The following is a 24,311-nucleotide window of genomic DNA, read 5'->3' as shown; positions in this document are numbered from 1 at the left end:
TGAACCATCAACCATGATCCATGAACTAAAATCCCTACCAATCACACCTGCTTAATATTTTTTAGCCCCTATTAAACCCCAAAACTTACCTATACTGTATTAACTTTTATATATTTGACCTTACAATCAGCAAATCACAGCTGAATTTATTTTTATGACAGTTCTCGCAAACGGGATAGGTGAAAAGTACGAATTGGTTGTAGGCCTTGAGGTACATGCCCAGCTATCCACTTTAAGTAAGGTTTTCTCGGCCGATTCTGCCGCTTTTGGTGCCGGGCCTAATCAGCACGTCAGTGCCATATCTTTGGGGCACCCCGGTACTTTGCCTTTTTTAAATAAACGCGCGGTGGAGTATGCGGTGAAAATGGGCCTGGCCTGTAACTGCACTATCAACCTGAATAACAGTTTCGCCCGTAAAAATTATTTCTACGCCGATTTGCCCAAAGGTTACCAGATAACGCAGGATCATGCCCCTATATGCCTGGGTGGTTATGTGCCTGTAAAACTGGCCGATGGCACCGAGAAAAACTTAGCCATCCACCACATCCACATGGAAGAGGATGCCGGCAAAAGTATGCACGACCAGCACCATGCTGATTCGCTTATCGACCTGAACCGTGCCGGTGTGCCCCTGCTGGAAATTGTTACCCAGCCCGATATGCGCAGCGCCGAAGAGGCCGGCCAGTTTTTGACCGAAACCCGGAAAATACTGCGTTACCTTGATATTTGTGATGGTAACATGGAAGAGGGCAGCATGCGTTGCGATGCCAATATCTCCGTTCGCCTGCGTGGCGCTACCGAATATGGTAACCGTTGCGAGGTAAAAAACCTCAACTCTATCCGTAACGTGCAGCGTGCCATTGAACACGAGTTTGCCCGCCAGGTAGCCGTGATTGAAGCCGGCGGCCATATTGACCAAAACACGCTTAACTTTAATGCCGATACCGGCGAAACATCGGTATTGCGCAGCAAGGAAATGGCCAACGATTACCGCTATTTCCCCGAACCGGATTTAATGCCGTTGGCGCTTACCGAGCAATACGTTGATAACATCCGCAAAAGTTTGCCGGCACTGCCCAGCCAGCTTTACCATAAATACCTTGAATTGGGCTTGTCGGCCTATGATGCTTCGGTTATTACTGCCGATAAGGATGTGGCCCATTATTTTGAAGAGCTGATAAAAGCTACCGACCATTATAAAGCCGCCGCCAACTGGATTATGGGCGCGGTAAAATCATACCTGAATGATCATGACGTGGCCATTGGTAACTTTGCTGTTACCCCGGCCAACCTTGCCGGCCTCATCAAACTAATTGACGCGGGCGTGATAAATAATTCTGTAGCTTCGCACAAGTTATTCCCCGCCATGATTAAAGAACCGGGCAAAAATGCCGATGAACTGGCTAAGGAGCTTAACCTGTTAATCAGCGCGGATAATGAAGATGTAAACCAGTTTATAAAGGCCGCCATTGCCAAGTTTCCGGATAAGGTAAAAGAGTACCAAAAAGGAAAAAAAGGTGTGTTGGGCTTATTTATGGGCGAGATTATGAAGCTATCGAAAGGTAAAATCGATCCGCAGAAAACAAACCAGTTATTGATCAAGGAATTAGAAGTAAAGTAGTAATGAAATTAAAAAATCTGGCAGTTTACAGTTTGCTGTGTTTAACTGCATTTGTTTATTCATGTAAAGATAATTCGCAGTTTACCATTAACGGTACCATTAAAAACCCCGGCAGTTTAAAGCTGGTTTATTTAATTGAGGCCGATAGCAGCCAGCTTAAAGTGGTAGACTCAACCACGTTGAGCGAAGATGGCAAATTCCAATTCAAACACGTGGCGCCTTATGCCAATTTATATAAGCTGCGGATAGGCGGCGCGGGCGGCGGCGATCAATCGGCGGCAGCAAACAATGTGTACGACCTGATTGCGAAAAACGGCGATGATATTGATTTTGAAACCGACAGTAAAGACGCTTCACATGTCTATACTATCAAAGGCTCTGACGATTCGGACAAGATAAAAGAGTTTAACAAGATCAGTAATTTTTACGGTGAGAAAAATTCAAAGCTTGTGGCCGAGTACCAGGAAAAATCACAGGCCCTGGGCAAACAATCAGATTCATTGCTGAAAGTTTATATGCCTACCTTCCAAAAAAATGTGGCCGAATATGGCGCTGCTGTTTTAAAGTTTGTAAATGATAACAAATCGTCGCTGGCGGCCTTTTATGGCGCAACATCATTAGATGTTTATAAGTTTGAACCGCAACTGGTGGCCTATGCCGATGATATTAAAGATAATTTTAAAGATAACCCGGCGGTGCAGTCGTTCGTCAAACAGATGAATAAAATTAAGCCGGTATCCATTGGTCATAAAGCCCCCGATTTTACCACTACCGGTATAGATGGTAAACAGGTTAGCCTGGCCGACTATAAAGGCAAATATGTAATGATTGATTTTTGGGCATCATGGTGCGCGCCTTGCCGCCAGGAAAACCCTAACGTGGTTAAACAATATGCCGCATTCCATTCAAAAGGCTTTAATATTTTAGGCGTATCCTTAGATAAGGATAAGGCTGCATGGCAAAAAGCTATTAGTGATGATAAGCTGGAGTGGGCTCACGCATCGGATTTAAACAGCTTTGAAGGGCCCACAGAAAGGTTGTACAATATCGAGGCTATCCCCTCAAATTTCATCATCGACCCGGCCGGAAACATCGTTGCCAAAAATATTACCGGCGCCGATTTGGAAGCTTTTTTAACCAAAACGTTCAAGTAGGTTCAATTTATCGTTAAGAAAAAGTAACCATTAACAATTTGTTAATATTTGGATAACTTTGTGATGTTGTAAAGTGTATACTTTTATACAAAAAAATTAACGCATCATGAGCAGCTCTCCAAAACAGAAAATTCTTATTGTTGATGATGAACCGGATATTTTAGAGTTGATAGAATACAACCTTAAAAAAGAAGGCTACCAGGTGTTTTTGGCCCGCAATGGCCAGGAAGCCGTAGCCGAGGCCAAGAAATCACTACCTGATCTTATTGTACTTGACATTATGATGCCTAAAATGGATGGCATCGAGGCTTGCCGCATTATGCGTACCATGCCCGAATTTAAAAATACCTTTATGGTGTTTTTAACCGCCCGCAGCGAAGAATACTCAGAAATTGCAGGCTTTAACGTAGGCGCCGATGATTATATAGCTAAACCGATAAAGCCCCGTGCCCTGGTAAGCCGTATAAACGCCATTTTGCGCCGCAACTCGCCAACCGAAGAAACACCTGACAACAAACTTGAAATTGGCGACCTGGTTATCGACCGCGAAGCCTACCTGGTTTACCAAAAAGGTGTAAAAGTGGTTTTGGCCAAAAAAGAGTTTGAACTGCTATACCTGCTGGCCTCAAAACCCGGCAAAGTTTACACCCGCGAGGTAATCCTGAAAAACATCTGGGAAGACTCGGTAGTGGTAACCAACCGCACCATCGACGTTCACATTCGCAAACTGCGCGAAAAACTTGGTGATGAGGTAGTTGCAACCGTTAAAGGTGTAGGGTATAAGTTTGAAGCGTAAGCCCCTAACTCCCTGAAGGGGGAATTTTTGATTAGCATATTTGAAGCTTTGATTTTCTGAAAGAAAATCGGAGCTTTGTTTTTTGGGGCGTTGCCTGCGGCCGGGCCATCCGTTCATACGCGCACAGGGGCATTAGGCGCGGGCCGGTATCCACTTTTGTCCCTAACGCTATTGTCTGAACCGGAATTTATCGAATTTAAGAATTACCAGAATTTAAGAAGCGAATTCGAGAAATTCTGAAAATTCGTTTAATTCGAGTTCAGATAACCCCTCCCCCAAATCAAAAAATAAAACTAATCGCCGCCCAATTTGTATACCAGTTAACAAAATTTCCCCCGATGAAAAAAATAGCCTGCATAACCATAGCATTTGTGCTGATACTTAGCGTTTGTTTCGCTGCAATAAACAGCCTTACAGGCAAATGGGCAGGGCCGGTTACATTGCCTGGGAACAAGCCCTTTCAGCTCGGGTATAATTTTAAAGTGGATAGCGGCAAACTTACCGGCACCGCACTAACCCCGGCCGGTGAGGTAAATATTACCGATGGCATGATAAACGGCGACGATTTTTCGTTTAACGTGCCTGTGCCTAATGGCAACGCCCCGCATACCGGAAAACTGTATGCCGATAGCATTGCCCTGCATTTTGTGTACGAAGGGCAGCATTTGGCGGCTACGCTGAAAAGAACCAATTAAAAAGGCCCGCAAGTTACCCCGCGGACCTTAACCCCCCTCTGATCGAAAAAAACTATTGTTGTACTACCTGTGCTTTTAAGCTTACAATAATTTTGCCCAGTGAGCCTATTAAGTTTGATGGCAGTTTATTTTTATTAGCGCCTTTAACAACATCGTCAACAAAGGCGTCAAAATCGGCAGCAGTGGCTTTGCCATTCATGCGCGGATTCTTTGCCGGGTCGTGGGCATCAACCATATTGTCGCCTGTGTAAGTGAAGTTTTTTGCGCCTGTGGCAACAGCTACAAAAGTAGTCAGGTTGCCGCTCAATTCGGTAAAGCCCGATAGGTTGCCTTTGGTTACTTCGGATAGCAGCACGGTAAAATGGCCGTTTATCCTGCTATCGCCGGCAATAACAAATATGGTGCTATCTATAACCGAGCGGATACCTAAGCGCCCTTTTTCGATGGTGGTACCTGGTTTTGCCGGGTCCGATACCATTACCGATCCGCCTAACGAATCATATAAAGTAGCTTTTACCGGTGTTACCGATGAATTACTGCTGCAAGCCTGCAGAGCGAACATAGCGCTAACGGATAGCGCGATTAACGTTGAAGTGTTTAGTAGTTTTTTCATGTTTTTTAAAGATTAGATTACCTGGGTTATTAGTTTGTAAATTTTATAGGTGTATGATGATTTGGCAACCGGGCAGCCACTTTTTAAGCTTTGGGCATCGGGCATGTAGCGATCGGCTTTTAGGTCAAGGGCTTTTTTAAGGTTATCAACTACCTGTGTGCCACTGGTTTTAACCGGGAAAAAAGTAAAGATAACGGTGTTCGATTCGGGGTTAACCATTACATGGTCAATTCCCTTTTGCTTGTACATCCAGGCGGCAATGTTATTGGCATCCCTGGTTGTTATGGGCTGCTTAATATCAATGCGGGCCATTACTTTGGTATAGGCATCGGGTGCCGGCCGATAAACAAAATAAATGTGAATGGCCAATACAAAAAACAAGAACACGAAAGTTGATAAACCGTAAATGACGATTTTTTTTACTGTACTTTTTTTCATGAGGATAGGCTTTTGATTTTAATATCTTAATTATGTTTGTTGCGAAATTTTACATTTCTATTATGAAATACGGTGCTTTAATTCTCCCGGTTTTTACATGTCGATAAATAACCTACTTTAATTTAGAGTACTCTGAATAGTGGTAAAAAGATGTTTGGGAAAGTGGCTTAAAAAAGGGAGAATGGTAGCTGCGTATTTTTACAGGGGCCAATTAGGTAGCTGTGAAGATTAGTTTTTAGCGATAAATTTATTAATCGCTTCTATAATGAAGGTGAAATAAAGTGCAGAAACGCCTTAATTCCAAGCTGCTGATCTGCCGCTGATAATTGCCTTTGGCCGGGCCATTTGTTCATAGGTGCTTAAGCGCGGCCAATAACCAATTTGTTCTTAATGCGCTTGTTTGAGGTGGTGTTTGTTTTCTTAAGTTAATAACGGACTTAACGGCCCGCTAATACGATCAATGGATTATTTTTCGTAATCTTATTTTTGCATTATCCGTTACCGTCAACATTTTATTAGTGTTGCTCATATCCAGGTTGTTGCAGCCTAAACAAAAGGTTATGAAACCCGTTATTACATGTTTTTCATTAAATATAACTACGCCAAATTCTGATGTAAAGCAATCTTCAAAGCGGGTCTTTTGATAGGAGTGCTTGCTCAGCAAAATTTCCGTCAGCGTATTTATGTCGGCAACGCTTAGTTTTTTGATCTTATGAAAACAGGAATCAACCTTATTGTTGGCAATAATTGGTGGGCTTTTTGAATCGAGGCAATCATGCGTATTGCGCTGCATTTTATATAAATCAATAAACCTGGCTTGTTTTAAGGTGTTTTCGGCCTTTGTACCCAATTGCTGGCCAGCACAAAAGTTGGCAAAAGAGGAGACGAAGAATATCGCTAATAGATATTTCATTAAACTTTAATGGTTAAGATCGTTGGTTCTTATACGTTAAGGTAGTTTATTTCCTTACGGTCAGCGATGTTAAAATCGCCCTCATCTCTACCGAATCGACGCTACTGCAGGCTACTTTTGACAGGTGTACATTTACAAACAGATCTTTACCTAACATGGCATAGCCATACATATTTTTTTGTGCAAAGTTGGCACCATCCATCACCACATTATTTTGCCGGTACATGAAATCGTCGGTTGGGGCACCCCAGTCCTCATTATTGCGCTCCATGGGTTTTAGTTTGGAGTAGTTTGAAAAATAAGCAAACGGATAGGCCGGGCTGATATCGGGGCCGCCAATGGCTACTTTTAGCGCATCAACCAGTTGCAATTTTTCATCGTCATTAAGTTTGTAATATAAAACAGAACAAATAAAACCGTCCTGTTCTGCGTAATAGTAATAATCGGTACCGCGCCATTCTTTTTTGAATTTTTTAAACCGGCTGCTTGCCAGTGTAAATGTGGTTCCGTTTCTTTTGGGGTAAGCAAATTCAAACAGGGTACTGTCTGCTATTTTAAAAGCAAGTAACCCGATAACAAGAGCGGTTGCTAAATAAAAAATATTTTTTTGTTTCATGGTGTTAAGGCTATAAGTACAGTGCTACAGTCAAATATAGGTTTTATGTTGGATTATGAAATACTGTGCGCTTATTAATGGCCGACTGTGTAATGTTGGATAACCGCCTGCGTTGTAGTTTCCCTGTACCCAGGTAATTTACACGGCGAACTGAAGATTATGCTGTTTTTTTTAACTTTAATCGTCATGGAATTTAATGCCGCACAACTATAACATCACCAGATAATATGAAAGAAGCCAGGATACAAACCTTACACCCCGATAAGGATAAACAAAACAAAATTATCTCGGCCGAAAAGTATGAAGTGATCAAAGCGGCCATCCTGCAAATTTTGCAGGAGCAAAGCCTCACCCATACCCAGCTGATGCAGGCCCTTCATGATAAGGTGCATGTCACATTCGCCGGTAATGCCCACTGGTACGGCGAAACCGTGAAGCTGGACCTTGAAGCGCGTGAAATAATTAAACGGGATACGGCTAAGCCGCCGGTTTACAGCATTCATAAACTCTAAACCCCTCAATAGAAAACAGAAGTGAACATAGCATAATATCAAACACTGAATTTTGAATGTTCAGCACCGAAATGCTTTCCTCATTATTTGATATCTGACAGGCGGGGTTAATATTCACTGTACCCTTGGCATCAACAACAAATGCCTGCTTCCGGAAGAAAGCAGGCATTTGAAAGAGACTTATACTTTTGAACAACTATTTTTTCGTTGTGGTGAAACCGCCGTTGACTGATAATTCCGTCGCTTTGTCGTTCATTTTTGGGAGTTGATAAAATTAAAAACCATACATCCCACCCGAAACGGAAATTTGCTCGCCCGTAATCCACGCTGCATCGTCGGATGCAAGGAAAACGGCAGCTTTCGCAATGTCTTCGGGCTGGCCTCTGCGGCCAAGTGGTGTTTTGTCAACAAACATCTTTTCATACTCACTGCCGGCGGTAACGCCCGCGCTGGCTGCGCCTTCGGTTGCTGTAGCGCCTGGCAAAATAGAATTGATACGAACTTTTTTAATACCCAACTCCTTGGATAAAGCTATGGTGAAGGCATCCAATGCCGCTTTAGTTGAAGAGTACAATGAGGCATTTTGAAGAGGGTATTTACTTGCACCCGAACTGATATTGATAATGTTACCACCCTTGCCGCCGAAAAGTTTCAAAGCCGCCTGGATGGTCAATATTGGACCTAACACATTCACGTTGAAGCTTTGGTGGAAATCTTCTACCGAAATTTGTTCAATAGGTGCATATCCTTGAGATACCGCATTGTTTACCAAAATGTCCAGCGTACCGAAAGCATTCTCAGTTTCTTTAAACAATTTGGTTACATCGGCTTCTTTAGATACATCGGCCTGTACTGCAATGGCTAAGCCTCCATTGTCGGTTATCTCCTTAACCACCTTATCTGCGCCTTCTTTACTTGAGGCATAATTTACAACTACTTTTGCGCCTGCTGCTGCGAAGTGTTTGGCAATAGATGCGCCTATTCCTTTTGAAGCACCGGTAACTACCGCTACTTTGTTTTTTAATTTACTCATCATTTTTGTATTTTAATGTATTCAAATTCTTCCCGATTTTTCCGTTCTGAATCATATCCAAAGATGCTGTATTGTAACGAACCGGGGGTTGATATGAATCATTAAATAGGCTTGATATAGGTCAATTCAAGGTGATGATCTAAATCACATTGGCCTGATAAGTAATTGTAAAATAGTGACTTATGATAGCATATAAAAACAAAGTAGCAGAAAGCCAGGCAGGTTACAACGGCTTATATTCCATTGCCAAGCACTTTTTTTGCATTCAGAGAGATAGATTGACGAGGCTCTATTTAATAGAGTTTTTCTTTAGCCTGCTCAACGTTTCCGGGGATAAACCCAGGTAAGAAGCGATCATGTTTTGCGGGAAACGCTGCAGAAATTGCGGATAATTACTAATCAAATCCTCGTAACGTTCTTCGGCCGTATAGCTCATTGCGGCCTGCATTCTTTTCTGACTTGCAATGGTGTTATTTTGACTTATTACGTTCGCCATTGCTGAAAAGGCAGGTATATCCTTCAAAAACTCCTCAATTTGAGCATTGGTTGATTGCAGAACCTCCAGGTTCTCCAGCGCTTCAATATTAAAGCGACTTGGGGTTAACTTGTAAAAGCTTTCAAAATCGGCCAGCCACCAGTTTTCCAAAGCTAATTTCAGGATATGTTCATGCCCTTTGTCATCTACTGTAAAGGTCCTGGCAGACCCTTTTACAATAAACCCGATATACCTGCATACGTCTCCTTCCTGTAAAAAGTATTGCCGTTTTCGAAGTTTTTTTGGTTTAAAATGGGCCATCAGCAAATGCTTATCATCCTCCGAAAGCAGTTTGCCTGATATTTCCTGAATGTAATCGAAAAACGTTTCAAAACTGGACATCGTTCAAAGATATAATTATCCGCAATTTACTCAAGCCGCCTGATAAAAGACTAAAAAATATAACGAGGTGGGGATTTGCCGCAAGTTCATGCTCAGCAAAAAATCCCTGCTTCGTAAAGAAACAGGGATTTAAGAGACAATTTAATCAAACTATGGTTTCCTTGTCAACGAGGTGGGATCGCATCGAAATTTGCGACTACTATTCATCAGCTGAACTTGACAAGGTCCTGAAATATGAGTTTACCCCAGGTGTTTCCGTGTGCCTGCACAAGCAGTCCGCCCTCCGAAAGCCCGCCAAGTTTGACCGGCGCAAAACCGAGATTTTCCGCAAGCGCAGCAATCTCTGTTGCTGCGCTGTCATCGTCGCTTGCCAGGAACACAACTCTCCGGCCACCATGTACGGCCGGGTCCTGGCCAAGAATGGCGGCTCCCAAATGGTTGAAGCCCTTAACCAGTTTTCCGCCGGTGAAGGCCTGGGCCACTAATTGACCGGAAGGCAGTCCTCCCAGCTTCTCGGGGGGCACACCGTAGGCATTGGTCACATCTACGATGGTTTTCCCCTGCCAGTTGGGCAGCGCCTTCGCAACATCCGGGTGCGACTCAAAACGCACAGCCAAAAAGATGACGTCAGCCTTAACGGCTTCCGCCAGTGTTGCGGGAATGATCTCTGATCCGATCTCAGCCGCGTCGGATGCAAAGCTTTCCGGGTCGCGGGTGGTTGCAACGGATACTTTGATGCCCTTGCGTGCAAATGCCTTAGCCAGGGCCTGGCCTATCTTGCCGAAGCCGATAATTGCGTAGCTTGCTGCTTTATTTTCTGATTTACTCATTTTGAAAATTATTTTAATTATTTAATGGCACGGGTACATCCCCGTGCCGGTGTGAGGTTAATTACTTAGCCAAATAGGTCATACCGCCATCAACAAGGAGTTCGGCGCCAAGCATGAACGAAGAATCGTCGGAGGCCAGGAAAACCGCTGTTTTACCAATGTCGGCTGGTTGCCCAATTCGGCCTATCGGCATTTGATCTGCAAAGTGCTTTTTTACCGCTTCCATTTGTTCTGCCGGAACAAACTTGTCAAATGCCGGCGTATCTGTTGTACCTGGTGTGATCACATTTGCCCTGATCTTTCTATCTAAAAGGTCGCTTGAAAATCCTTTGGCTAAATAGATAACAGCTGCCTTTGCAGCGCCGTAAAGCGTAAAATTTGCATATGCCCGATGTGCAGCGTTCGACCCGATCAAAATAACAGAGCCACCATCATTCATATAGGGCAATGCTTTTTGAACAGTGAAGTAAACACTTTTCAGGTTCAGGTCAATTGCCTTGTCAAAGTCGGCTTCGCTAAAAGTTGCCACGGTTCCTACAGTTCCTGCACCCGCATTGGCTACAATCACATCTATTTTACCAAATTTTTCGGCTGTCTCTTTGAATACCCTTTCCAGGTCGGCAAGGTTGGTTACATCGGCATTTATGGCTATAAAGTTATCTCCAAGCTGGGCCACGGCACTATCTAAAGTTTCCTGGTTTCTGCCCACAATAGCTCCTTTAGCACCTTCACTTTTAAATTCCTGTGCAATGCCAAAGCCAATGCCACTATTACCGCCTGTAATAACTACTACTTTATCTTTTAATCTACTCATTTTTAATTTCTATTTAAATTTGTTTCGCAAAGATATTGCCAATAGTTTATATTTGTAACTATCGACAGTATATTCTGGTTACCATTGGGTAACTACAATTTTAAATGATATGAAGGACGAACGATTTTGCAACTCGAATTGCCCGTTTACAAGGGCTATTGGCACTATTGGTAATAAATGGAAGCCGATAATTATAAATGTAATTGGCACCCGTACCATTCGTTTTGGCCAGCTGGATTCTATAATACCACTCATTTCAAGGAAAGTACTAACCGAACAACTAAAAGAGTTGGAAGAAGACGGACTATTGGAAAGATTGGCCTATAAGGAACTGCCACCCAGGGTGGAATACAAGTTGTCTGAAAAAGGCCTGGCATTTTTGCCGATTTTAGAACACATCAAAGAATGGAATTTAAAATATGAAGTAGCTTTAGTGCCTAAGGAGAATGATAGGGTAACTTATGCCGGATAATGTAAATTGAAACCTGCAATGAAGGGGAAATGGAAGATTGCTATTATCTCGTTGATTCGCCGTCCCCTTCGTCCCCCGCGGGGACAGAAAACCACGTGGTTGGCACGTATGTTTTCGGGTAAATAATCAGGACCAACGGTTGACTTACCTGCACCGTTTGAGCCGGTGATCAAATAAAGCGTGGGCATTACAAACCAAGACGTTTCCGTAAACGGTCACGATCCCTGGCTCCAAGGTTTTTAATAGGGATAAAATCATTTTTGCCCTGAACAAAAGTTACCAGTTGGATGGTTTGATCGGGATACTCCAGGTAACACTGGTTTTTTGGCAAGCCTTCTACATTGATCATGAATGGCTGCCCCGATACCAAAGTTTCAGTCCGTAAACGCCTTACAGCATTAGTAGCTATATTTTCCAGTACTTCAGTCTCACTCATAACAGTATTCTTTTTATCATCTACAGCAACAACAAAAGCTGTGCTATTTCTATATCAAATATAACACATATTGTACTAATTACAGTCATCAAAGTATCTAACTGTTGTATCAATTAACACCTCTGTATCACCATCTCAAGCTGCACTATCATCAGTATTGCATTTTTTAATTGGGACAGCATCAATAAAGAATTATTACCTCTCCACCACCCCGCGCAATTTTTCAAAAGTACTTGTCCAGCCCGCCAAATAGTTGTGGGCCGATGCGGTGCCTACGCCGTTATGCTCAAAATGCATCAGCGTATCCGTGCCGCTTTGCTGCAACCTTACCACAACCTGCGATGTTACCCCAGGCTCGTTTTGCCAGCACCAGGTAAAGCTGAGTTCATGAGGTGGCGTAATCGTTAAATAGGTACCAAAACAAGTATGCTCCATCCCGCTGCTATCCCTGAAACTTACCCGGAACCCTTTGCCGGGCTGTGCGTCTGCTTCGGCGCTAAGGCCCTGGCCATCCGGGTCCGACCCAAACCATTGCAGCATGGTGGCGGCATCCGTCCAGGCATGCCATACGGTGGTTATGGGGGATTGGAAGGTGGTTTGGATGGTGATAGGGGCGGGGGGCATGGTTAGTGAAGTTTAATTTAAGTCTAAAATAATTAAAAGGTTTTTTTATAATTCAGATATTAAAAAACAAAATCACTTTTTTTTGGCATCCCATATTTCCCGCATTAATGGAGTAATTGCAAATCCGTCTTCAGTTTCAACTTCATCATCATAAAGTGTCCAGTAAAATATCGTGGATTTATGAATGTCAAAATCCGCATGTAAAAATGCGGCGGTTTTATAGCTATATAGCTCAAAATCTTCACCTTGAAGTTGATCTAAAGCGTATAAAATTCCTTCCATTAATAGAAACTTCTCATCGTCGTCAAGCAATTTGGGATACTCCTGCAGGCAAAAGCCTAAATCAATGTGTTTAGACACTTCAAGAGGCCAATCCTGCATCCCGCTTTCATAGGGCCACTTGAACTTTTCAATTATTGAAAGGAATGCCTTTCGGGTGTAAAAGCCACGATGCGGTTCGGGAGTATTCATAATAGCCAAAGTTAATATTTAAACGTTATTCGGATATCCTAAATATCGCATAAAGGCGCGGCGTTCCATAAAGTTCCATTTTAAGTTTTGGGAAATAATAGCCCATGCCCCGGTTAGGGATGTAATCTGGATAAACGTTAGTAATATCCCTGTCATAATTCTTTTTATGAGCAATCATTTCAAGTTGTTCGTACATGTTTCCACTAAATCTTTTTACGAAAGTGCCTCTTTTATGAGTCATAAAAATGGTATTTAAACACATCATAATGTTAATATGGTCGGTATCTGAAATTGCCGACAATGTTTCTGTTTGAAGCAATTTAATCGCCCTTTCGACACGGTTGTTAAATTCGGCAAGCGAAATTGTTTGAGAAGAATCCGGGTTAAATCCTCCTTTTGATAATTGGCCGAAGGATTTATTGTTAGCAAATACAAGGCTTGCGGTTATTAAAAGGAATGCAAAACATTTTTTTATTAAATGCATATGACAATGGTTTGACTTAGAATAACTTTTTAAGTTTGAAAATAGTATGTGATAGCAAAAAACATTAATACTGATATACATATTTTTCATTACGTTTGTTAACCTACATTTTAAAAATGCTTAAACCATTCCTTATTACGCTATTAGTATTTCTCTGCTTTGGGGGCGTCTGCAGAGCACAAAAGCTTTACATCTGGTGTCCTCCAGAACAAGAAGTAAAACCACGAACCGGCTTTTTAGAAAACGAGAATATCAACCTTGTCGTGTTTGATGGCCGAAGTATCCCTAAAAATAGTAAGGTTGAATGTGAAAGCCTAAGTGTTGAACAAGGTTTAATGGAATACATTAAAAAAACTTACCCCTCTTGTAAAATAACCACGCTTAGCGAATCCGAATATTACAAAAAATCAGAGCCAGGAAAAATTACCATTAAAATTGGCATTGCGGCTTATCAGGCTGGTTTTGGAACTGACATCAGTATTGGAATTGGTAGTGTAGGTGGAAAATTCTCTTACGGTATTTTCCCAAAAGGAGAATGGAATGCTTTAACAAGTTACTTCGTTCAAATTTTTGATAATCGTAAAACCGATGAAAAAAAATACAGCAGGGAGATTAGTAGTGTAGTATCCAAATCTAACATGTGGGGATATAAAACTGCCCGGACTTGTTTGTTTTCCAGTTATGATAAATCAAATCAAGACTTACTTTCGTTTGTGGAAAGTTCGTTTATGGAATGATTATAGACATAATAATTATCAACTTCGCAAACTATGTTGTAAAGCATGACACAACTGGAATTCATCAGCAGGCAACTTTCAAGGGCAGAAAATAAAACATTTGAACACTATGTGGTTACACGGATTTGGCATCTATTAAATGATACGGAAATAAAATTTGTAACACAACAATATGTTAAAAGACCTACTGGAATTGCTTTGACAGATATGTTTTTTCCACAGTTGAAAGCACACATTGAAATAGACGAATTTCATCACAAATTACAAATTGAAGCCGATAAAGTTAGGGAAGCTGACATACTATCTGCGTTAGATCACAAAATCATCAGAATAGATGTAACGCAACCTTTAATAAAGATTAACGATGCGATAGATTCTATAATAAATGAGCTCAAAGAGATAAAAAATGCTTTAACAGATTTTAAGCCTTGGGACTTTGAGGCTGAACAAGATCCTATGACCTATATAAAAAGAGGGTACATTGACCTTAAAGATGACGTTGCTTTTAAAACTATGGTTGATGCCGCAAATTGCTTTGGAAACAATTATAAACCTAAGGGAATTTGGAAAGGTGCAGCAAAGAATCTGAAAGACCTTAACACTTTTATCTGGTTTCCCAAGCTGTACCCTAATAATGAATGGCATAATAGCATTTCGGCTGATGAGGAGACTATCAGGGAGTATTGTGAAATAGCGGCCAGAAGGCAAAATCATATCCAGGTAGCCTTAAAAGATGCAGTATATAGTAGAATTGTTTTTGCTCGAGTACGCAGTCCGTTGGGAGATATAATGTATAGATTTAAAGGCGAATACAAAATAGATGTCGAAGCAACCAACAAGTTGAACGAAGTAGTCTTAAGGAGAACCAAAACAAGAGTAGATACATTTAATCAAACTTTTAAATAATATGGCGGAGAATATATTTAATAGTATAGAATTCAATCATGAGTTATTTGAAAAATTAAGACGTTCCAAGCATGAGACTTTGAATGTCGATAAATACAAATGGTTTGAATTGTCGTACAATGAATTTAGAAATTCCCCATTAAACAATAAAAAAGATTTAATTCACCTAATAGCATTTGCATATTCATGGATGCCTACCATGGCGCAATTTAAATCCACTCTTCCTGAAAATTTAGATGAATTGATTAATAAAATAAATAGTTTTAACGGAATAAATAGTTCAACCGAATTTGTAAGTAGAGAAACTGAAGTAAAAGAAGTTTTATTATTACTTATCCCGATTGTAAACAATTCAATTGTTGGAACATCAAAAGTTCTTCATTTCGTCAATCCGAGATTGTTTTCAATCTTTGACAGTCGAGTACTAAAGGGACTAAATAACGTACTTGCTCAAGGAGGTGCAAAAAAGATTCCCGAGTACATAATATCCGACAAAATCAAAGCCATTCCGTTGTATGTTGAATACACAAAGCTAATGTTGCGATGGCTTGAGAATATCGGCTACATAGAACCAAATATTACTTTGCGCGATATTGAAGTTTTACTTTACCTAAGCGATACAGTAAAAGCACTGTTTTAACCTACAATAAAATATTTTCAACATGGCTATACCTGATAGCATTATATTTTCTATTCATTTAACAGAACCTAAAGGAATTACCTTTGGCGAAGTCAGAACTATCAAAGATGATGACACTAAACTACTATATTTAAAACGGAGGCTTGAAGATTATCTACTAAATCAAATTGATCCAATATCCAATAGAGAAAAAGTACAAACCCCATTTTCCCTGACAGTTTTAACTTGTGTAGCCGTTGAAACCTTAGGTCGAGTTGTTCAACCCGTTTTATTATTGAAAAGAGATGACAAAAAAAAGAATGAAATATCAAAGGTAGTATCAGTGCATATCTATAGCATGCTTGATAAGAAACTGTCAAGGCAGCTAAGTCAAAATTTTAAGAAATCGATGAAAGCGTTGTGGCCAAAGGAAGACATAAGTAAGATATCCAGCTATGCCGAAATTTTCCATAATTATCTGAGAACCTCTTTTATGCATGGTTACAGAGCAAAAAACGTTTTTCTAAGTGCCGAATTGCAAGAAGGCTGGTCATTTGAAGATGGTTTTTTAGTTATAAACCCGTATTGGTTTTGGGAATCTTACAAGCGAGTATTTCAAGAGCAATTCTTATTGATTTCTGACAAAAAAGAAAAGAATAACCCAATTAGGAGGAATGCATTAGATTATTTCCATTCTTTATTACATGATGATGAAACAGGTTTATAATTCGGATTTAGCCTGGGGTCGGTGTTATCACCGCAGCACTTCCAGTTGGCCTTACGGAAGCCTGGTATTATATAGATGCAACTAAAGCATATGTAAAATACAAGCTCTGGCTGGTGCGGTGATAACGCCGATCAGAAGCTGAATGACGGACTCATTATTTGAATGTAATTATTTAATAACTTGATTTATTGCACATTAAGCGTATATTCAATTAATTAATATAAACCAAACACTTATTAAAATGCAAAAGCCCACTACTGAACTTAATTTTGCAATCATTAGCCATATATTGCAGAGCAACCAGGTTAGAAGCCTTTTAGACGCACGGGATCACGAACCCCATACTACCGGTATTTCGTTGCATTGTGAATTTTTCGAAAGACATCCAACCGATCCACACCGAAGTGCATATAATGTGGAATTCACGTACAGTGTTAACTCAGAACAGTTAGAAAGGAATGACGATGTATCTGTGACGATCGAGGTTATCGAGGGCAATCCCGTAGGTTTTCACATACTTAACATAAGGACGCACTAACTTTTTAGCGCAGGTCTTGTGTTAAGAATGGTGTCAGGGGTGACATGTGCTTTGCGATTTAGTTATTGTCGATAAATCACAAGTCATCCGTCCGTAGGCAGCCACACAAGACTTGCGCTAAAAGGGGAGATTATCTATCGGGATATTTTGTATATTTATAATCACCAAACCTATAGTATGTACAACATTTATCATAATAGCCAAGACCAAGGCCACAATTATTATTCTTTTTCGACAGACTTCTTAAAAATTTGTGAAGAGCATAAAAAGAAGGCAGAGCGCTGGCTTTTGCTTTTATACTGTACGACTTGGAAAATGCACAATTGGCTAAGGTATTAGCTGATCGTGACTATTGGCTCGCCCTAAATGAAATATCTGGTGAAAATTTAACTGTATTTAGCATCCACACCAAAGAACGGAAACGCGTTCGAGCTAGAAGTGATAATTCTAAAGCGAATTACATGGAAATGCTCGTCAGCGTATCAAGTTATGAAAATCCATCGAAAAGTACAGACACATTGATTGGAAAATTTTTTGGTGAAGACGTGAAAATATCTTACCCAGCATTATTGTTTTTTCAAGTTAATGATGAGAAAATAACAGACGCTTTAGTGGTATGCTTGAAAGAAAAATTTATTGAAAAATCGTTTGAGGAAATAAAGAAATATATCACGGCCGCATCTATAACACTAAAAAAAATCAAACCCGAATACCAAGGAAACTATAGTGAAATTTTTGATCAGCTTGAACTGAGTGTTAAAGGAGTAGAACAACTATATACTTTGAAAAGATATTTAAATGTTGCAAATTCGGTTTTTAGCTTTGTTGAAATAATAAAAATGTTTTTTTAATAAATAATTGAAAAGAATATATTGAAACATATCATCAATCTTTGCACATATTACGTGGTGATTCATTGAACTGTCACCCTACCTGAAATATAAATGATTCAACTTACGGTAGGTGTTTTCATTGCACCACCCTGTTGTGGTCTCGCGTAACGGATAGCAGCGAATACTGGATCGAGCCTAATGCCCAAAGTCATATAAGCCAAACAGCCCGACCCGACCAAAGGAGCGTTACCTCGTAATTATTTACCCTTCACCTTCGGCCTCAACGTCAAAAATATCTCCTTCGCCAAAGCCTGCTGAGCATCTGTTAGATTCCGGGTAGCCATCACAATAGCGTTCGCGCTTATCCCCGAAAACATATGGGCTTCCTGTTTACGCATGTAAATCCCTGTTATTCCTTTTAATCCTTTTTTAGGTATTACCAAACGGCGGTAATGGCGCTGTATGGTATCTAATATTACAGTGTGGTTTTTAACCTCCTGCGGGATAAAAATCGGCAATTTAAATTTATAGCTTTTGTAAACGCATGATGCTATTAAATCGCAGCCGCGGGCAAATGTGCTGTCGCTTTTATTGCATGGTTTTGTTTGAGTTACCTGGGTTTTTATCCAGTTAATATCGGGGTGTAACCTTTTGTTTACAAATCTTGTAATTCCCTCATCCTTCCACCATCCCTGCCGGATATATTCCTGCTCGCTCATCACCAGGGTATCGCAAAACCGACCATAGTCAAAAAGAAGGTCGAAATCCTTTCCCTTTAATGAGCCTGGTTGGGAATCAATACCCTTTTCAAATTTGAGGGTAAAGTAATCGGGTACATCAATTACAAATTCATCCAGGTCGATGGTTTTCCATCCGGGTTTTGGAGGTGGGGGCGGGACAGTCTTCTGTTTGGGTTTGATATTACATCCAAATAGCAGGACGATCAGTAAGGCAAGGTAGGCTTTGCTCATGTAAGGTTATATGATTTGCCAATTTACCAGTATTAGCGGACAGTTGAAACTATAGGATGTACTTTTTATCCCCCGCGTAAGGGATAGCAGCGAATACCGGCCCCGCGCCTAAGGCCTTGTGCCGTATAAGCGAATAGCCCGACCCCGCTTCTATCAGCGGGGTTACGCCATAATTATTTGCGTTATCTGCATAGTTCATTTAACCCTTACCTTCCCTTCCCAAAGGAAGGAATTGCACGGGGCTTTGCTTTGGATGGGGAGGGGATGGTGCTTTTATTATGCCCCTGGTTACCGTTAACAAAAAAGGGTTCTGGTATGATGTATACTTAGCATGTGGGGTGCCGAAACAAGTCGGCATGACTTCGGGGGTAAATCGATGTCATTTTCCCTTCGGAATCCGCTGGTTTTACTACTCAGCATGACAAATTCCCCTTTTACATAACCATCGGCTTTGAACGCTGGCTACGACTCACCCCGGCTACGCTGCGCTGGCCGACCCTCTCTCCGGCTGAAGCCGCAAAGAGGGTAAAGCTCATTTTTGTTTTCCCTTTTTCGCCCCTCTATGCGACGCAGTCGGAGAGAGGGGCAGACGGGCGTAGCCTCGTCGGGGTGAGTCGAATAGCCACCATACAAGGCATGGCGTTCTCTTTCCCGTGCTCCATCGAAATGAAAATTTTTTTAGCTTTTAGCTTTAGGCCTTCTGCTTTCAGCTTTTTCCGCCTTCGGCTTTCAGCTCAAATCCCCAGCACCTGCTTCAACTTCACATATCCCGTTTTACTCACCGGGATCTTAGCGCCGCTTTTCAAAATAGCCAAATGCGCGTCCTTTTCATACGGGTCTATCCGGGTTATTTGGGTAATGGCAATAATATAAGAGCGGTGCACGCGGACGAATTGCCGAGGGTCGAGGGTTTGTTCGAAGAAGCTCATGGTTTTGTTTTTGAGGTACGAGCCTTCTTTGGTGATTACGGATACGTAGTCGTCGTCGGCCATCAGGTATTCAACGTCGGCAACGGGGATAATTTTTACTTTGGTGCCGGTTTTTACCACGATGCGCTCGTTTTGGGCGGGCGAATGGGCGGCAACGGCGTCCAGCAGTTCTTCGGTATGTTTGGGCGTATGTTTTTCGGGCGCGGTGGCCAGGAATTTTTCGACCGCCTTGTTAAAACGCTCCTTGCTGAAGGGTTTCATAAGATAGTCGACCGCATGGGCCTCAAAGGCTTTAATGGCGTACTCGTCAAAAGCGGTGGTGAAGATCACGGCGGGCGGGTTTTCTACCAGTTCCAGCATTTCAAAACCGTTGATCTTGGGCATCTGCACGTCTAAAAATATCAGGTCGGGCTGGTGCTGTTGTATGGCTTTCAGGCCTTCAAAGCCGTCGTTACATTCCTGTATCAGCTCAATATCTTTAAAATTTTGCAGGTATTCCATTACAACCATGCGGGCTAATGGCTCGTCGTCAATAATCAGGGCGCGCTTCATACTTGTGGTACTTTTATTATGGTTGTAAATATATTATCATTTGCGTAAGTTTCCATCAGGTCGTTACGGGCAAATAACAAATATAAACGGCGCTGCACCCCGCGCAAGCCAAAACCGGTACCTTTTTTTGGTCGGCTGGTTTGCGGATCGTATGGGTTTTGCACCATCACCACCAGGTAATGATCTTCCATTTCGCCGCGGATGCTCACGGTAACCTCGCCGGTGGTATCGTACAAGCCAAATTTGATAGCATTCTCAACTAATGGCTGTAAAAGCATGGAGGGCAGCAGGGCGGCACCGCATTTACTGTCGCAACTAATTTCGGTTTGCAGGCGGTGGCCAAAGCGTACCTTTTCAATATCCAGGTATAAGTTCAGGTGGGCCAGTTCGTCGCTCAGGGGCACCTGTTGCTGGTCGTCCTTTTTAAGGGTGCCGCGCAAAAAGTCGGATAGTTGGTGAATCATGGTACGGGCCAGGTCGGGTTTAAAGCCGATGAGCGCGTTGATGGAGTTAAGGCTGTTGAACAAAAAGTGCGGCTGCAGTTGCTGGCGCAGGTTGTACAGTTCGGCATCGCGGGCCAGCTGCTCGGCCTCGGTTTTGCGTTTCAGGGTTTCGCGCTGGTCAAGCTGCGAGTACCACAACAGGCTGATCATGGCCATCCAGCCCACGGCCAAAAAGTTGATAAAAAAGCGGATAGTTAGGGATTGAATAACAAAATTAACGAAGATAGGGTCGGTATTAAGTAGCGGCAGCAAATACCGGCAGCCCGCGGCGCAAATGCCCGCAAGCGCCACCACCCATATAAACAGGTTAATATAGCTGCCTTTGCCCGGCTGGTAGTAGCGCAGGTTATTGTTAATAAGCCAGCAGGCACCCGATAGCAGCACCGCGCTAAGCAAACCATCAATAGTTGAGGTGAACCACAAAAAACCAAAACTATGGATAATATACGTTTGCAGCGCCGCCCAGCCGAAGCCGCAGCCCACAAACGCACCGTATAATCTGGAAGCTTTTAAATTTGGTATGGCCAATGTTTTTTGTCGTTTTGTTATTGATTCATTTTTTTAGGTAGTCCGAAGTCCTAAGTCGGAAGTTTTAAGTCTTAAGTTAGATAGCGCTTTGACTTTAAACTTAGGACTTTCGACTTTCGACTTAAGACTCAATTCCTCACCCCCAGCAACGCTGCCTTGTGATGCGCCCAGGCGATGTACAGGTCGGCGTCGGGAGTTTCGTGTATGTTGTAATACAGTTCGGTACCGTCGGTGGGTTCGCTGATGGGATTTAGTTCGGCCACATCAATAAATTGCCATTTAACGGTTTGGCGCTCAATATTTTTAAAGCTATCCTGGTTGGCATGGCCAATCTTGTTAGCTTTTTCAAAGGCATTCAGTTCGGTTTCGGCGCTGATTAACCGCAACTGCTCATCAAACTGCGCCTGATGATCGCCATCGCCGCTTATTACCCTGAAAACTAATTTCGCTACGTACCAGTTCATAAAAAAGGCCTCCAGCCCCCTCTAAATCTCCCCCTGAAGGGGGAGACTTTTTGTTTTGTTTATAGATAAAATATTTTACTGTCATTTCGCTGCACAATGTTAAAATCAACACCGGTTTTGAACGCTGGCTAATACTCACCCGGCGAGGCTACGCCCGCCACCCTCTCTCTTCACCTGCGGTGGAAAGAGGGGCTTGAACGGTGAATCTTTCAATCATTCAAAACCCAATTTCAACTTTTCAAGCCCCTCTTTCCGGCGAAGCCGAAGAGAGGGTGGCCAGCGAAGCGTAGCCGGGTGAGTCTTCTCCGCTACGCATCTGCTCCTTTTATATTAAAAGTCTTGACTCTTAATTCTCTTCTCAATAACTCCTGATATCTACCCCTGCAAATATCGATACCCCTTTTAGCACCAGTATTTTGCCGTTAACGTTTGACGCCGTGCTGCGGATGCGTTTATCATCTACACTGGCAAATACGGCGGCCAAATCCGATACTACCTGCCAGTTGGATGGCACGATGATTTTGGTGCCGCCGAAAATCTGGGTAATATCAAGGTAAACGCGGCCATCAATATCGGCCTGGGTAAAGTCGAGCTCGGCTCCGCCGAAAATGTTAACGATGTCGCCGCCCTTAAAATTTTTGCTCAGGATGGTTTTATTAACCCCGCCGAAGATGGAAACGGTATCCAGGTAATCGTCGCCGTTATGGTGGCCAAAAGGAGGCGTATCCTTTGGCGGCGTGTTAGCATCGGCCGCAGCCGGTTCGCCGGATGGTGGTATTTCGCCGCCATCTTTTACGGTGTAGTCAACAATCGGGTCTTCCATTTTACCAAAGTCGAACTTAGGTTTTTCGGTTCTTTTGCCCCAGTTGGCAGGGTCGGCATAGTCTTTTTCCCATTTGGTTTTGTATTTACCGGTAACAGGATCATGGCTTTTGCCGCGCCTTACAATAAGCCACATACCAAAGGCTATGATAGCGATGGGCCATACAATGCGATCGGAATCATGAATGTTGTTGATGATGAACAACACCACGCCGATAGCTATCAGCATAGGGCCTGATGATTTTTGAAAATTATGTTTGGCGCCTACATACAGGCCCCAGGCCACCAACCACAGCGGCCAAAGTTCCAATGACTCCGGGAGAAAGAAAAGGCTAAATTGTTTCAGTAATAATATTGCTCCTACAACAAGCAATATTATCCCGGCCATGGCTTTGCCTCGGTTAGGGTTTTGCGGAGAATTTATATCGTTGTTCATTTGTTCTGTTGCATTTTAAATCATATCCCAAAACTAAGGTAACATTATACATGTGCCAAACAAATACTGGCGATATATTTAAAGTAATCGGTAAGGGGGGAAGTTTTGTCGGTGAAAAAGTTTGCCGGTGTTTAAACGACGCAATGGTCAGGATTCAGCGCCTTTCGTTAAGTGAAATATTTTCCTTTCGTGAAAATTCCGGACAGGCAAATAACATCCGGAAAACTGGGGGTAAAACAAAGGGGCCGGAGGGGGTGTGAGGATGTGCGGCAGGTATATTGAAAGGTTGCGGCGGGTTGTTGACAGGTGGTTTACCGGTTGTCGAAAAATGTGTTACCAAAATGTATTTTTCTTGCTCAAAACCTGGTATCTGTTACACATTATTTGAATTTTTTTGCTGGTTTTTGCTCCCTTAATGTATCCTGCGAAATGGAGAATAACGACGAGGGTGTTGCCCCGCTGATAGAAGCGTGGCCGGGCTATGCACTCATACGCCTGCAGGCCTTACGCGCAAAGGCCGGTACCCGATTCTATCCCTAACACATCTAAAACCGGGGTACTGACAAAATCCTGTCAGTGTTCGGGCTTATGCAGGCCAAAAGCGGGGATTTGCAATCAAGTATTTAAAAATCAGTTAGTTGTTGAAATGTTGCTTTTTGCGTTCTGTTTTATCCGAACACTTAATTGCTTGTTTTTCAACCATATAAGTGTTCGCCCCCGAACCCCCCTACTTATTTCCTCACAAAACCGAACACTCACAAAAAAGGGAGAACCTATACAGGCCCTCCCTCAAATCAAAACTATTAAATCAAAATGTATTAAACGCCCGGTTCGGTTGTGTTATCAAAATGGAACGGTTGCTTGGGTTGGTTAAATATTTGTTCCTCAGTATGTTTGCGTGGTTTAACTACCATCCAGGCGCCAAAGGCCATGATAGCCAGCGGCCATACTATGCGGTCGGCATCGGGGATGTTGTCGTCGAGCAAAAAGGCAATGCCAATCAGCGTAACAATTATCCATGATGGTTTCCTGAAATTGTATTTGGCACCCATGTAAGTACCCCAGGCAATCATCCACATTGGCCAGCTAAACAGCCAGTCGGGTATAAAAAACAAATCGAATTGGTTTATCAGTAAAAGGCTGCCAGCTACTAATAAAATGGCCCCTGCGGCTACTTTGCTGTTGTTTGGGGCGTTCAGGGTGTTTATATCGTTGTTCATCGTCGTAAGTTTTAAATTATACCCTAAAAGTACTGCGCTATATAAGCCACAGCAAGCCAATATTGGCGAACAGGGTATAACAACCCGGTAAGCAAGGATATTTTGTCGGTGAATGGGGCTATCGTTT

General features: G+C 42.3%; 30 protein-coding genes. 11 read left to right on the top strand and 19 right to left on the bottom strand.

Annotation, left to right across the window (positions count from 1 at the left end):
- The first annotated feature begins 154 nt into the window (after positions 1 to 154).
- The 4 genes from gatB to PQ469_RS19425 all read left to right on the top strand — a co-directional run bounded on the left by gatB (position 155) and on the right by PQ469_RS19425 (position 4,266).
- Positions 155 to 1,621: an Asp-tRNA(Asn)/Glu-tRNA(Gln) amidotransferase subunit GatB gene (gatB, locus tag PQ469_RS19440; protein WP_274209173.1), complete on the top strand. Its 1,467-nt coding sequence runs from the start codon at positions 155 to 157 to the stop codon at positions 1,619 to 1,621.
- A gap of 2 nt (positions 1,622 to 1,623) precedes the next feature.
- Positions 1,624 to 2,775, top strand: a complete 1,152-nt coding sequence (locus tag PQ469_RS19435; RefSeq protein ID WP_274209172.1) for a redoxin domain-containing protein — start codon at positions 1,624 to 1,626, stop codon at positions 2,773 to 2,775.
- 106 nt (positions 2,776 to 2,881) lie between these two features.
- A complete protein-coding gene (locus PQ469_RS19430; protein ID WP_147057003.1) occupies positions 2,882 to 3,571 on the top strand; it encodes a response regulator transcription factor in 690 nt (229 codons plus the stop codon).
- Positions 3,572 to 3,909: 338 nt separating this feature from the next.
- Complete coding sequence (locus tag PQ469_RS19425) at positions 3,910 to 4,266, top strand: hypothetical protein (RefSeq protein WP_274209171.1); 357 nt, start codon at positions 3,910 to 3,912, stop codon at positions 4,264 to 4,266.
- Positions 4,267 to 4,318: 52 nt separating this feature from the next.
- On the opposite strand, the gene PQ469_RS19420 is transcribed toward PQ469_RS19425, so the two are convergent.
- The 4 genes from PQ469_RS19420 to PQ469_RS19405 form a co-directional block, all read right to left on the bottom strand.
- Complete coding sequence (locus PQ469_RS19420) at positions 4,319 to 4,879, bottom strand: globin family protein (RefSeq protein WP_143065416.1); 561 nt, start codon at positions 4,877 to 4,879, stop codon at positions 4,319 to 4,321.
- Between the two features lie 12 nt (positions 4,880 to 4,891).
- The gene (locus tag PQ469_RS19415) at positions 4,892 to 5,317 is read right to left on the bottom strand and encodes a hypothetical protein (RefSeq protein WP_274209170.1); all 426 of its coding nucleotides are present in this window, start codon (positions 5,315 to 5,317) and stop codon (positions 4,892 to 4,894) included.
- Between the two features lie 457 nt (positions 5,318 to 5,774).
- Complete coding sequence (locus PQ469_RS19410) at positions 5,775 to 6,230, bottom strand: hypothetical protein (RefSeq protein ID WP_274209169.1); 456 nt, start codon at positions 6,228 to 6,230, stop codon at positions 5,775 to 5,777.
- A 46-nt stretch (positions 6,231 to 6,276) separates the two neighbouring features.
- Positions 6,277 to 6,846, bottom strand: a complete 570-nt coding sequence (locus tag PQ469_RS19405) for a hypothetical protein (protein ID WP_274209168.1) — start codon at positions 6,844 to 6,846, stop codon at positions 6,277 to 6,279.
- Positions 6,847 to 7,073: 227 nt separating this feature from the next.
- On the opposite strand from PQ469_RS19405, the gene PQ469_RS19400 reads away from it, so the two are divergent.
- Positions 7,074 to 7,358 (top strand): DUF6958 family protein, encoded by a 285-nt coding sequence (locus PQ469_RS19400; RefSeq protein WP_274209167.1) that lies wholly within the window; start codon positions 7,074 to 7,076, stop codon positions 7,356 to 7,358.
- Positions 7,359 to 7,632: 274 nt separating this feature from the next.
- Here PQ469_RS19400 and PQ469_RS19395 read toward each other — a convergent pair whose 3' ends face one another.
- From PQ469_RS19395 to PQ469_RS19380, 4 genes are all read right to left on the bottom strand, one after another.
- Entirely contained in the window at positions 7,633 to 8,394 is a 762-nt protein-coding gene (locus PQ469_RS19395; protein WP_337993741.1) for an SDR family NAD(P)-dependent oxidoreductase, read from the bottom strand.
- 286 nt (positions 8,395 to 8,680) lie between these two features.
- On the bottom strand, positions 8,681 to 9,268 hold the full coding sequence (locus PQ469_RS19390) for a Crp/Fnr family transcriptional regulator (protein WP_274209166.1): 588 nt from the start codon (positions 9,266 to 9,268) through the stop codon (positions 8,681 to 8,683).
- Between the two features lie 206 nt (positions 9,269 to 9,474).
- Positions 9,475 to 10,098 carry an NADPH-dependent F420 reductase gene (locus PQ469_RS19385; protein WP_274209165.1) on the bottom strand — a complete coding sequence of 208 codons (624 nt, stop codon included), beginning with the start codon at positions 10,096 to 10,098 and terminating at the stop codon, positions 9,475 to 9,477.
- A gap of 61 nt (positions 10,099 to 10,159) precedes the next feature.
- Positions 10,160 to 10,912: an SDR family NAD(P)-dependent oxidoreductase gene (locus PQ469_RS19380; protein WP_274209164.1), complete on the bottom strand. Its 753-nt coding sequence runs from the start codon at positions 10,910 to 10,912 to the stop codon at positions 10,160 to 10,162.
- Between the two features lie 109 nt (positions 10,913 to 11,021).
- On the opposite strand from PQ469_RS19380, the gene PQ469_RS19375 reads away from it, so the two are divergent.
- Complete coding sequence (locus PQ469_RS19375; protein WP_274209163.1) at positions 11,022 to 11,384, top strand: winged helix-turn-helix transcriptional regulator; 363 nt, start codon at positions 11,022 to 11,024, stop codon at positions 11,382 to 11,384.
- A gap of 187 nt (positions 11,385 to 11,571) precedes the next feature.
- On the opposite strand, the gene PQ469_RS19370 is transcribed toward PQ469_RS19375, so the two are convergent.
- From PQ469_RS19370 to PQ469_RS19355, 4 genes are all read right to left on the bottom strand, one after another.
- The gene (locus tag PQ469_RS19370) at positions 11,572 to 11,820 is read right to left on the bottom strand and encodes a hypothetical protein (protein WP_274209162.1); all 249 of its coding nucleotides are present in this window, start codon (positions 11,818 to 11,820) and stop codon (positions 11,572 to 11,574) included.
- A 195-nt stretch (positions 11,821 to 12,015) separates the two neighbouring features.
- Positions 12,016 to 12,444 (bottom strand): SRPBCC family protein, encoded by a 429-nt coding sequence (locus tag PQ469_RS19365; protein ID WP_274209161.1) that lies wholly within the window; start codon positions 12,442 to 12,444, stop codon positions 12,016 to 12,018.
- A 72-nt stretch (positions 12,445 to 12,516) separates the two neighbouring features.
- Positions 12,517 to 12,915 carry a hypothetical protein gene (locus PQ469_RS19360; protein WP_274209160.1) on the bottom strand — a complete coding sequence of 133 codons (399 nt, stop codon included), beginning with the start codon at positions 12,913 to 12,915 and terminating at the stop codon, positions 12,517 to 12,519.
- A gap of 25 nt (positions 12,916 to 12,940) precedes the next feature.
- On the bottom strand, positions 12,941 to 13,399 hold the full coding sequence (locus PQ469_RS19355; protein WP_274209159.1) for a hypothetical protein: 459 nt from the start codon (positions 13,397 to 13,399) through the stop codon (positions 12,941 to 12,943).
- A gap of 116 nt (positions 13,400 to 13,515) precedes the next feature.
- Here PQ469_RS19355 and PQ469_RS19350 point away from each other — a divergent pair, with 116 nt between their 5' ends.
- The 5 genes from PQ469_RS19350 (at position 13,516) to PQ469_RS19330 (ending at position 17,777) form a co-directional block, all read left to right on the top strand.
- Positions 13,516 to 14,136, top strand: a complete 621-nt coding sequence (locus PQ469_RS19350) for a hypothetical protein (RefSeq protein WP_274209158.1) — start codon at positions 13,516 to 13,518, stop codon at positions 14,134 to 14,136.
- Between the two features lie 45 nt (positions 14,137 to 14,181).
- Entirely contained in the window at positions 14,182 to 15,042 is an 861-nt protein-coding gene (locus tag PQ469_RS19345) for an AbaSI family restriction endonuclease (protein ID WP_274209157.1), read from the top strand.
- Position 15,043: 1 nt separating this feature from the next.
- Positions 15,044 to 15,682: a hypothetical protein gene (locus tag PQ469_RS19340; protein WP_274209156.1), complete on the top strand. Its 639-nt coding sequence runs from the start codon at positions 15,044 to 15,046 to the stop codon at positions 15,680 to 15,682.
- 22 nt (positions 15,683 to 15,704) lie between these two features.
- Positions 15,705 to 16,388 carry a hypothetical protein gene (locus tag PQ469_RS19335; RefSeq protein WP_274209155.1) on the top strand — a complete coding sequence of 228 codons (684 nt, stop codon included), beginning with the start codon at positions 15,705 to 15,707 and terminating at the stop codon, positions 16,386 to 16,388.
- 846 nt (positions 16,389 to 17,234) lie between these two features.
- Positions 17,235 to 17,777, top strand: coding sequence for a hypothetical protein (locus tag PQ469_RS19330; protein WP_274209154.1), 543 nt, complete (start codon positions 17,235 to 17,237; stop codon positions 17,775 to 17,777).
- A 239-nt stretch (positions 17,778 to 18,016) separates the two neighbouring features.
- Here the strand turns inward: PQ469_RS19330 and PQ469_RS19325 are convergent, their stop codons facing one another.
- The 7 genes from PQ469_RS19325 to PQ469_RS19295 all read right to left on the bottom strand — a co-directional run bounded on the left by PQ469_RS19325 (position 18,017) and on the right by PQ469_RS19295 (position 24,184).
- A complete protein-coding gene (locus tag PQ469_RS19325; RefSeq protein ID WP_274209153.1) occupies positions 18,017 to 18,730 on the bottom strand; it encodes a hypothetical protein in 714 nt (237 codons plus the stop codon).
- Positions 18,731 to 18,779: 49 nt separating this feature from the next.
- Positions 18,780 to 18,929, bottom strand: a complete 150-nt coding sequence (locus PQ469_RS19320; protein ID WP_274209152.1) for a hypothetical protein — start codon at positions 18,927 to 18,929, stop codon at positions 18,780 to 18,782.
- 535 nt (positions 18,930 to 19,464) lie between these two features.
- The gene (locus tag PQ469_RS19315) at positions 19,465 to 20,211 is read right to left on the bottom strand and encodes a LytR/AlgR family response regulator transcription factor (protein ID WP_090644331.1); all 747 of its coding nucleotides are present in this window, start codon (positions 20,209 to 20,211) and stop codon (positions 19,465 to 19,467) included.
- On the bottom strand, positions 20,208 to 21,242 hold the full coding sequence (locus PQ469_RS19310; protein ID WP_274209151.1) for a sensor histidine kinase: 1,035 nt from the start codon (positions 21,240 to 21,242) through the stop codon (positions 20,208 to 20,210). The genes PQ469_RS19315 and PQ469_RS19310 overlap by 4 nt, the downstream gene beginning before the upstream one ends.
- Positions 21,243 to 21,370: 128 nt before the next feature.
- The gene (locus PQ469_RS19305) at positions 21,371 to 21,706 is read right to left on the bottom strand and encodes a DUF4288 domain-containing protein (protein WP_090644334.1); all 336 of its coding nucleotides are present in this window, start codon (positions 21,704 to 21,706) and stop codon (positions 21,371 to 21,373) included.
- A 358-nt stretch (positions 21,707 to 22,064) separates the two neighbouring features.
- Positions 22,065 to 22,964, bottom strand: coding sequence for a LiaF transmembrane domain-containing protein (locus tag PQ469_RS19300; RefSeq protein ID WP_274209150.1), 900 nt, complete (start codon positions 22,962 to 22,964; stop codon positions 22,065 to 22,067).
- Between the two features lie 818 nt (positions 22,965 to 23,782).
- A complete protein-coding gene (locus PQ469_RS19295; RefSeq protein ID WP_274209149.1) occupies positions 23,783 to 24,184 on the bottom strand; it encodes a LiaF transmembrane domain-containing protein in 402 nt (133 codons plus the stop codon).
- Between the last annotated feature and the right edge of the window lie 127 nt (positions 24,185 to 24,311).

This window comes from Mucilaginibacter sp. KACC 22773 (assembly GCF_028736215.1).
Lineage (GTDB): Bacteria > Bacteroidota > Bacteroidia > Sphingobacteriales > Sphingobacteriaceae > Mucilaginibacter.
This window is presented reverse-complemented; position numbering and strand designations above follow the sequence as displayed.

Excerpts from the sequence above, each read along its gene's own strand:
- gatB (WP_274209173.1), top strand. The coding sequence starts at position 155 with ATGACAGTTCTCGCAAACGGGATAGGTGAAAAGTACGAATTGGTTGTA.
- PQ469_RS19435 (WP_274209172.1), top strand. The coding sequence starts at position 1,624 with ATGAAATTAAAAAATCTGGCAGTTTACAGTTTGCTGTGTTTAACTGCA.
- PQ469_RS19430 (WP_147057003.1), top strand. The coding sequence starts at position 2,882 with ATGAGCAGCTCTCCAAAACAGAAAATTCTTATTGTTGATGATGAACCG.
- PQ469_RS19425 (WP_274209171.1), top strand. The coding sequence starts at position 3,910 with ATGAAAAAAATAGCCTGCATAACCATAGCATTTGTGCTGATACTTAGC.
- PQ469_RS19420 (WP_143065416.1), bottom strand. The coding sequence starts at position 4,879 with ATGAAAAAACTACTAAACACTTCAACGTTAATCGCGCTATCCGTTAGC.
- PQ469_RS19415 (WP_274209170.1), bottom strand. The coding sequence starts at position 5,317 with ATGAAAAAAAGTACAGTAAAAAAAATCGTCATTTACGGTTTATCAACT.
- PQ469_RS19410 (WP_274209169.1), bottom strand. The coding sequence starts at position 6,230 with ATGAAATATCTATTAGCGATATTCTTCGTCTCCTCTTTTGCCAACTTT.
- PQ469_RS19405 (WP_274209168.1), bottom strand. The coding sequence starts at position 6,846 with ATGAAACAAAAAAATATTTTTTATTTAGCAACCGCTCTTGTTATCGGG.
- PQ469_RS19400 (WP_274209167.1), top strand. The coding sequence starts at position 7,074 with ATGAAAGAAGCCAGGATACAAACCTTACACCCCGATAAGGATAAACAA.
- PQ469_RS19395 (WP_337993741.1), bottom strand. The coding sequence starts at position 8,394 with ATGATGAGTAAATTAAAAAACAAAGTAGCGGTAGTTACCGGTGCTTCA.
- PQ469_RS19390 (WP_274209166.1), bottom strand. The coding sequence starts at position 9,268 with ATGTCCAGTTTTGAAACGTTTTTCGATTACATTCAGGAAATATCAGGC.
- PQ469_RS19385 (WP_274209165.1), bottom strand. The coding sequence starts at position 10,098 with ATGAGTAAATCAGAAAATAAAGCAGCAAGCTACGCAATTATCGGCTTC.
- PQ469_RS19380 (WP_274209164.1), bottom strand. The coding sequence starts at position 10,912 with ATGAGTAGATTAAAAGATAAAGTAGTAGTTATTACAGGCGGTAATAGT.
- PQ469_RS19375 (WP_274209163.1), top strand. The coding sequence starts at position 11,022 with ATGAAGGACGAACGATTTTGCAACTCGAATTGCCCGTTTACAAGGGCT.
- PQ469_RS19370 (WP_274209162.1), bottom strand. The coding sequence starts at position 11,820 with ATGAGTGAGACTGAAGTACTGGAAAATATAGCTACTAATGCTGTAAGG.
- PQ469_RS19365 (WP_274209161.1), bottom strand. The coding sequence starts at position 12,444 with ATGCCCCCCGCCCCTATCACCATCCAAACCACCTTCCAATCCCCCATA.
- PQ469_RS19360 (WP_274209160.1), bottom strand. The coding sequence starts at position 12,915 with ATGAATACTCCCGAACCGCATCGTGGCTTTTACACCCGAAAGGCATTC.
- PQ469_RS19355 (WP_274209159.1), bottom strand. The coding sequence starts at position 13,399 with ATGCATTTAATAAAAAAATGTTTTGCATTCCTTTTAATAACCGCAAGC.
- PQ469_RS19350 (WP_274209158.1), top strand. The coding sequence starts at position 13,516 with ATGCTTAAACCATTCCTTATTACGCTATTAGTATTTCTCTGCTTTGGG.
- PQ469_RS19345 (WP_274209157.1), top strand. The coding sequence starts at position 14,182 with ATGACACAACTGGAATTCATCAGCAGGCAACTTTCAAGGGCAGAAAAT.
- PQ469_RS19340 (WP_274209156.1), top strand. The coding sequence starts at position 15,044 with ATGGCGGAGAATATATTTAATAGTATAGAATTCAATCATGAGTTATTT.
- PQ469_RS19335 (WP_274209155.1), top strand. The coding sequence starts at position 15,705 with ATGGCTATACCTGATAGCATTATATTTTCTATTCATTTAACAGAACCT.
- PQ469_RS19325 (WP_274209153.1), bottom strand. The coding sequence starts at position 18,730 with ATGAGCAAAGCCTACCTTGCCTTACTGATCGTCCTGCTATTTGGATGT.
- PQ469_RS19320 (WP_274209152.1), bottom strand. The coding sequence starts at position 18,929 with ATGAACTATGCAGATAACGCAAATAATTATGGCGTAACCCCGCTGATA.
- PQ469_RS19315 (WP_090644331.1), bottom strand. The coding sequence starts at position 20,211 with ATGAAGCGCGCCCTGATTATTGACGACGAGCCATTAGCCCGCATGGTT.
- PQ469_RS19305 (WP_090644334.1), bottom strand. The coding sequence starts at position 21,706 with ATGAACTGGTACGTAGCGAAATTAGTTTTCAGGGTAATAAGCGGCGAT.
- PQ469_RS19300 (WP_274209150.1), bottom strand. The coding sequence starts at position 22,964 with ATGAACAACGATATAAATTCTCCGCAAAACCCTAACCGAGGCAAAGCC.
- PQ469_RS19295 (WP_274209149.1), bottom strand. The coding sequence starts at position 24,184 with ATGAACAACGATATAAACACCCTGAACGCCCCAAACAACAGCAAAGTA.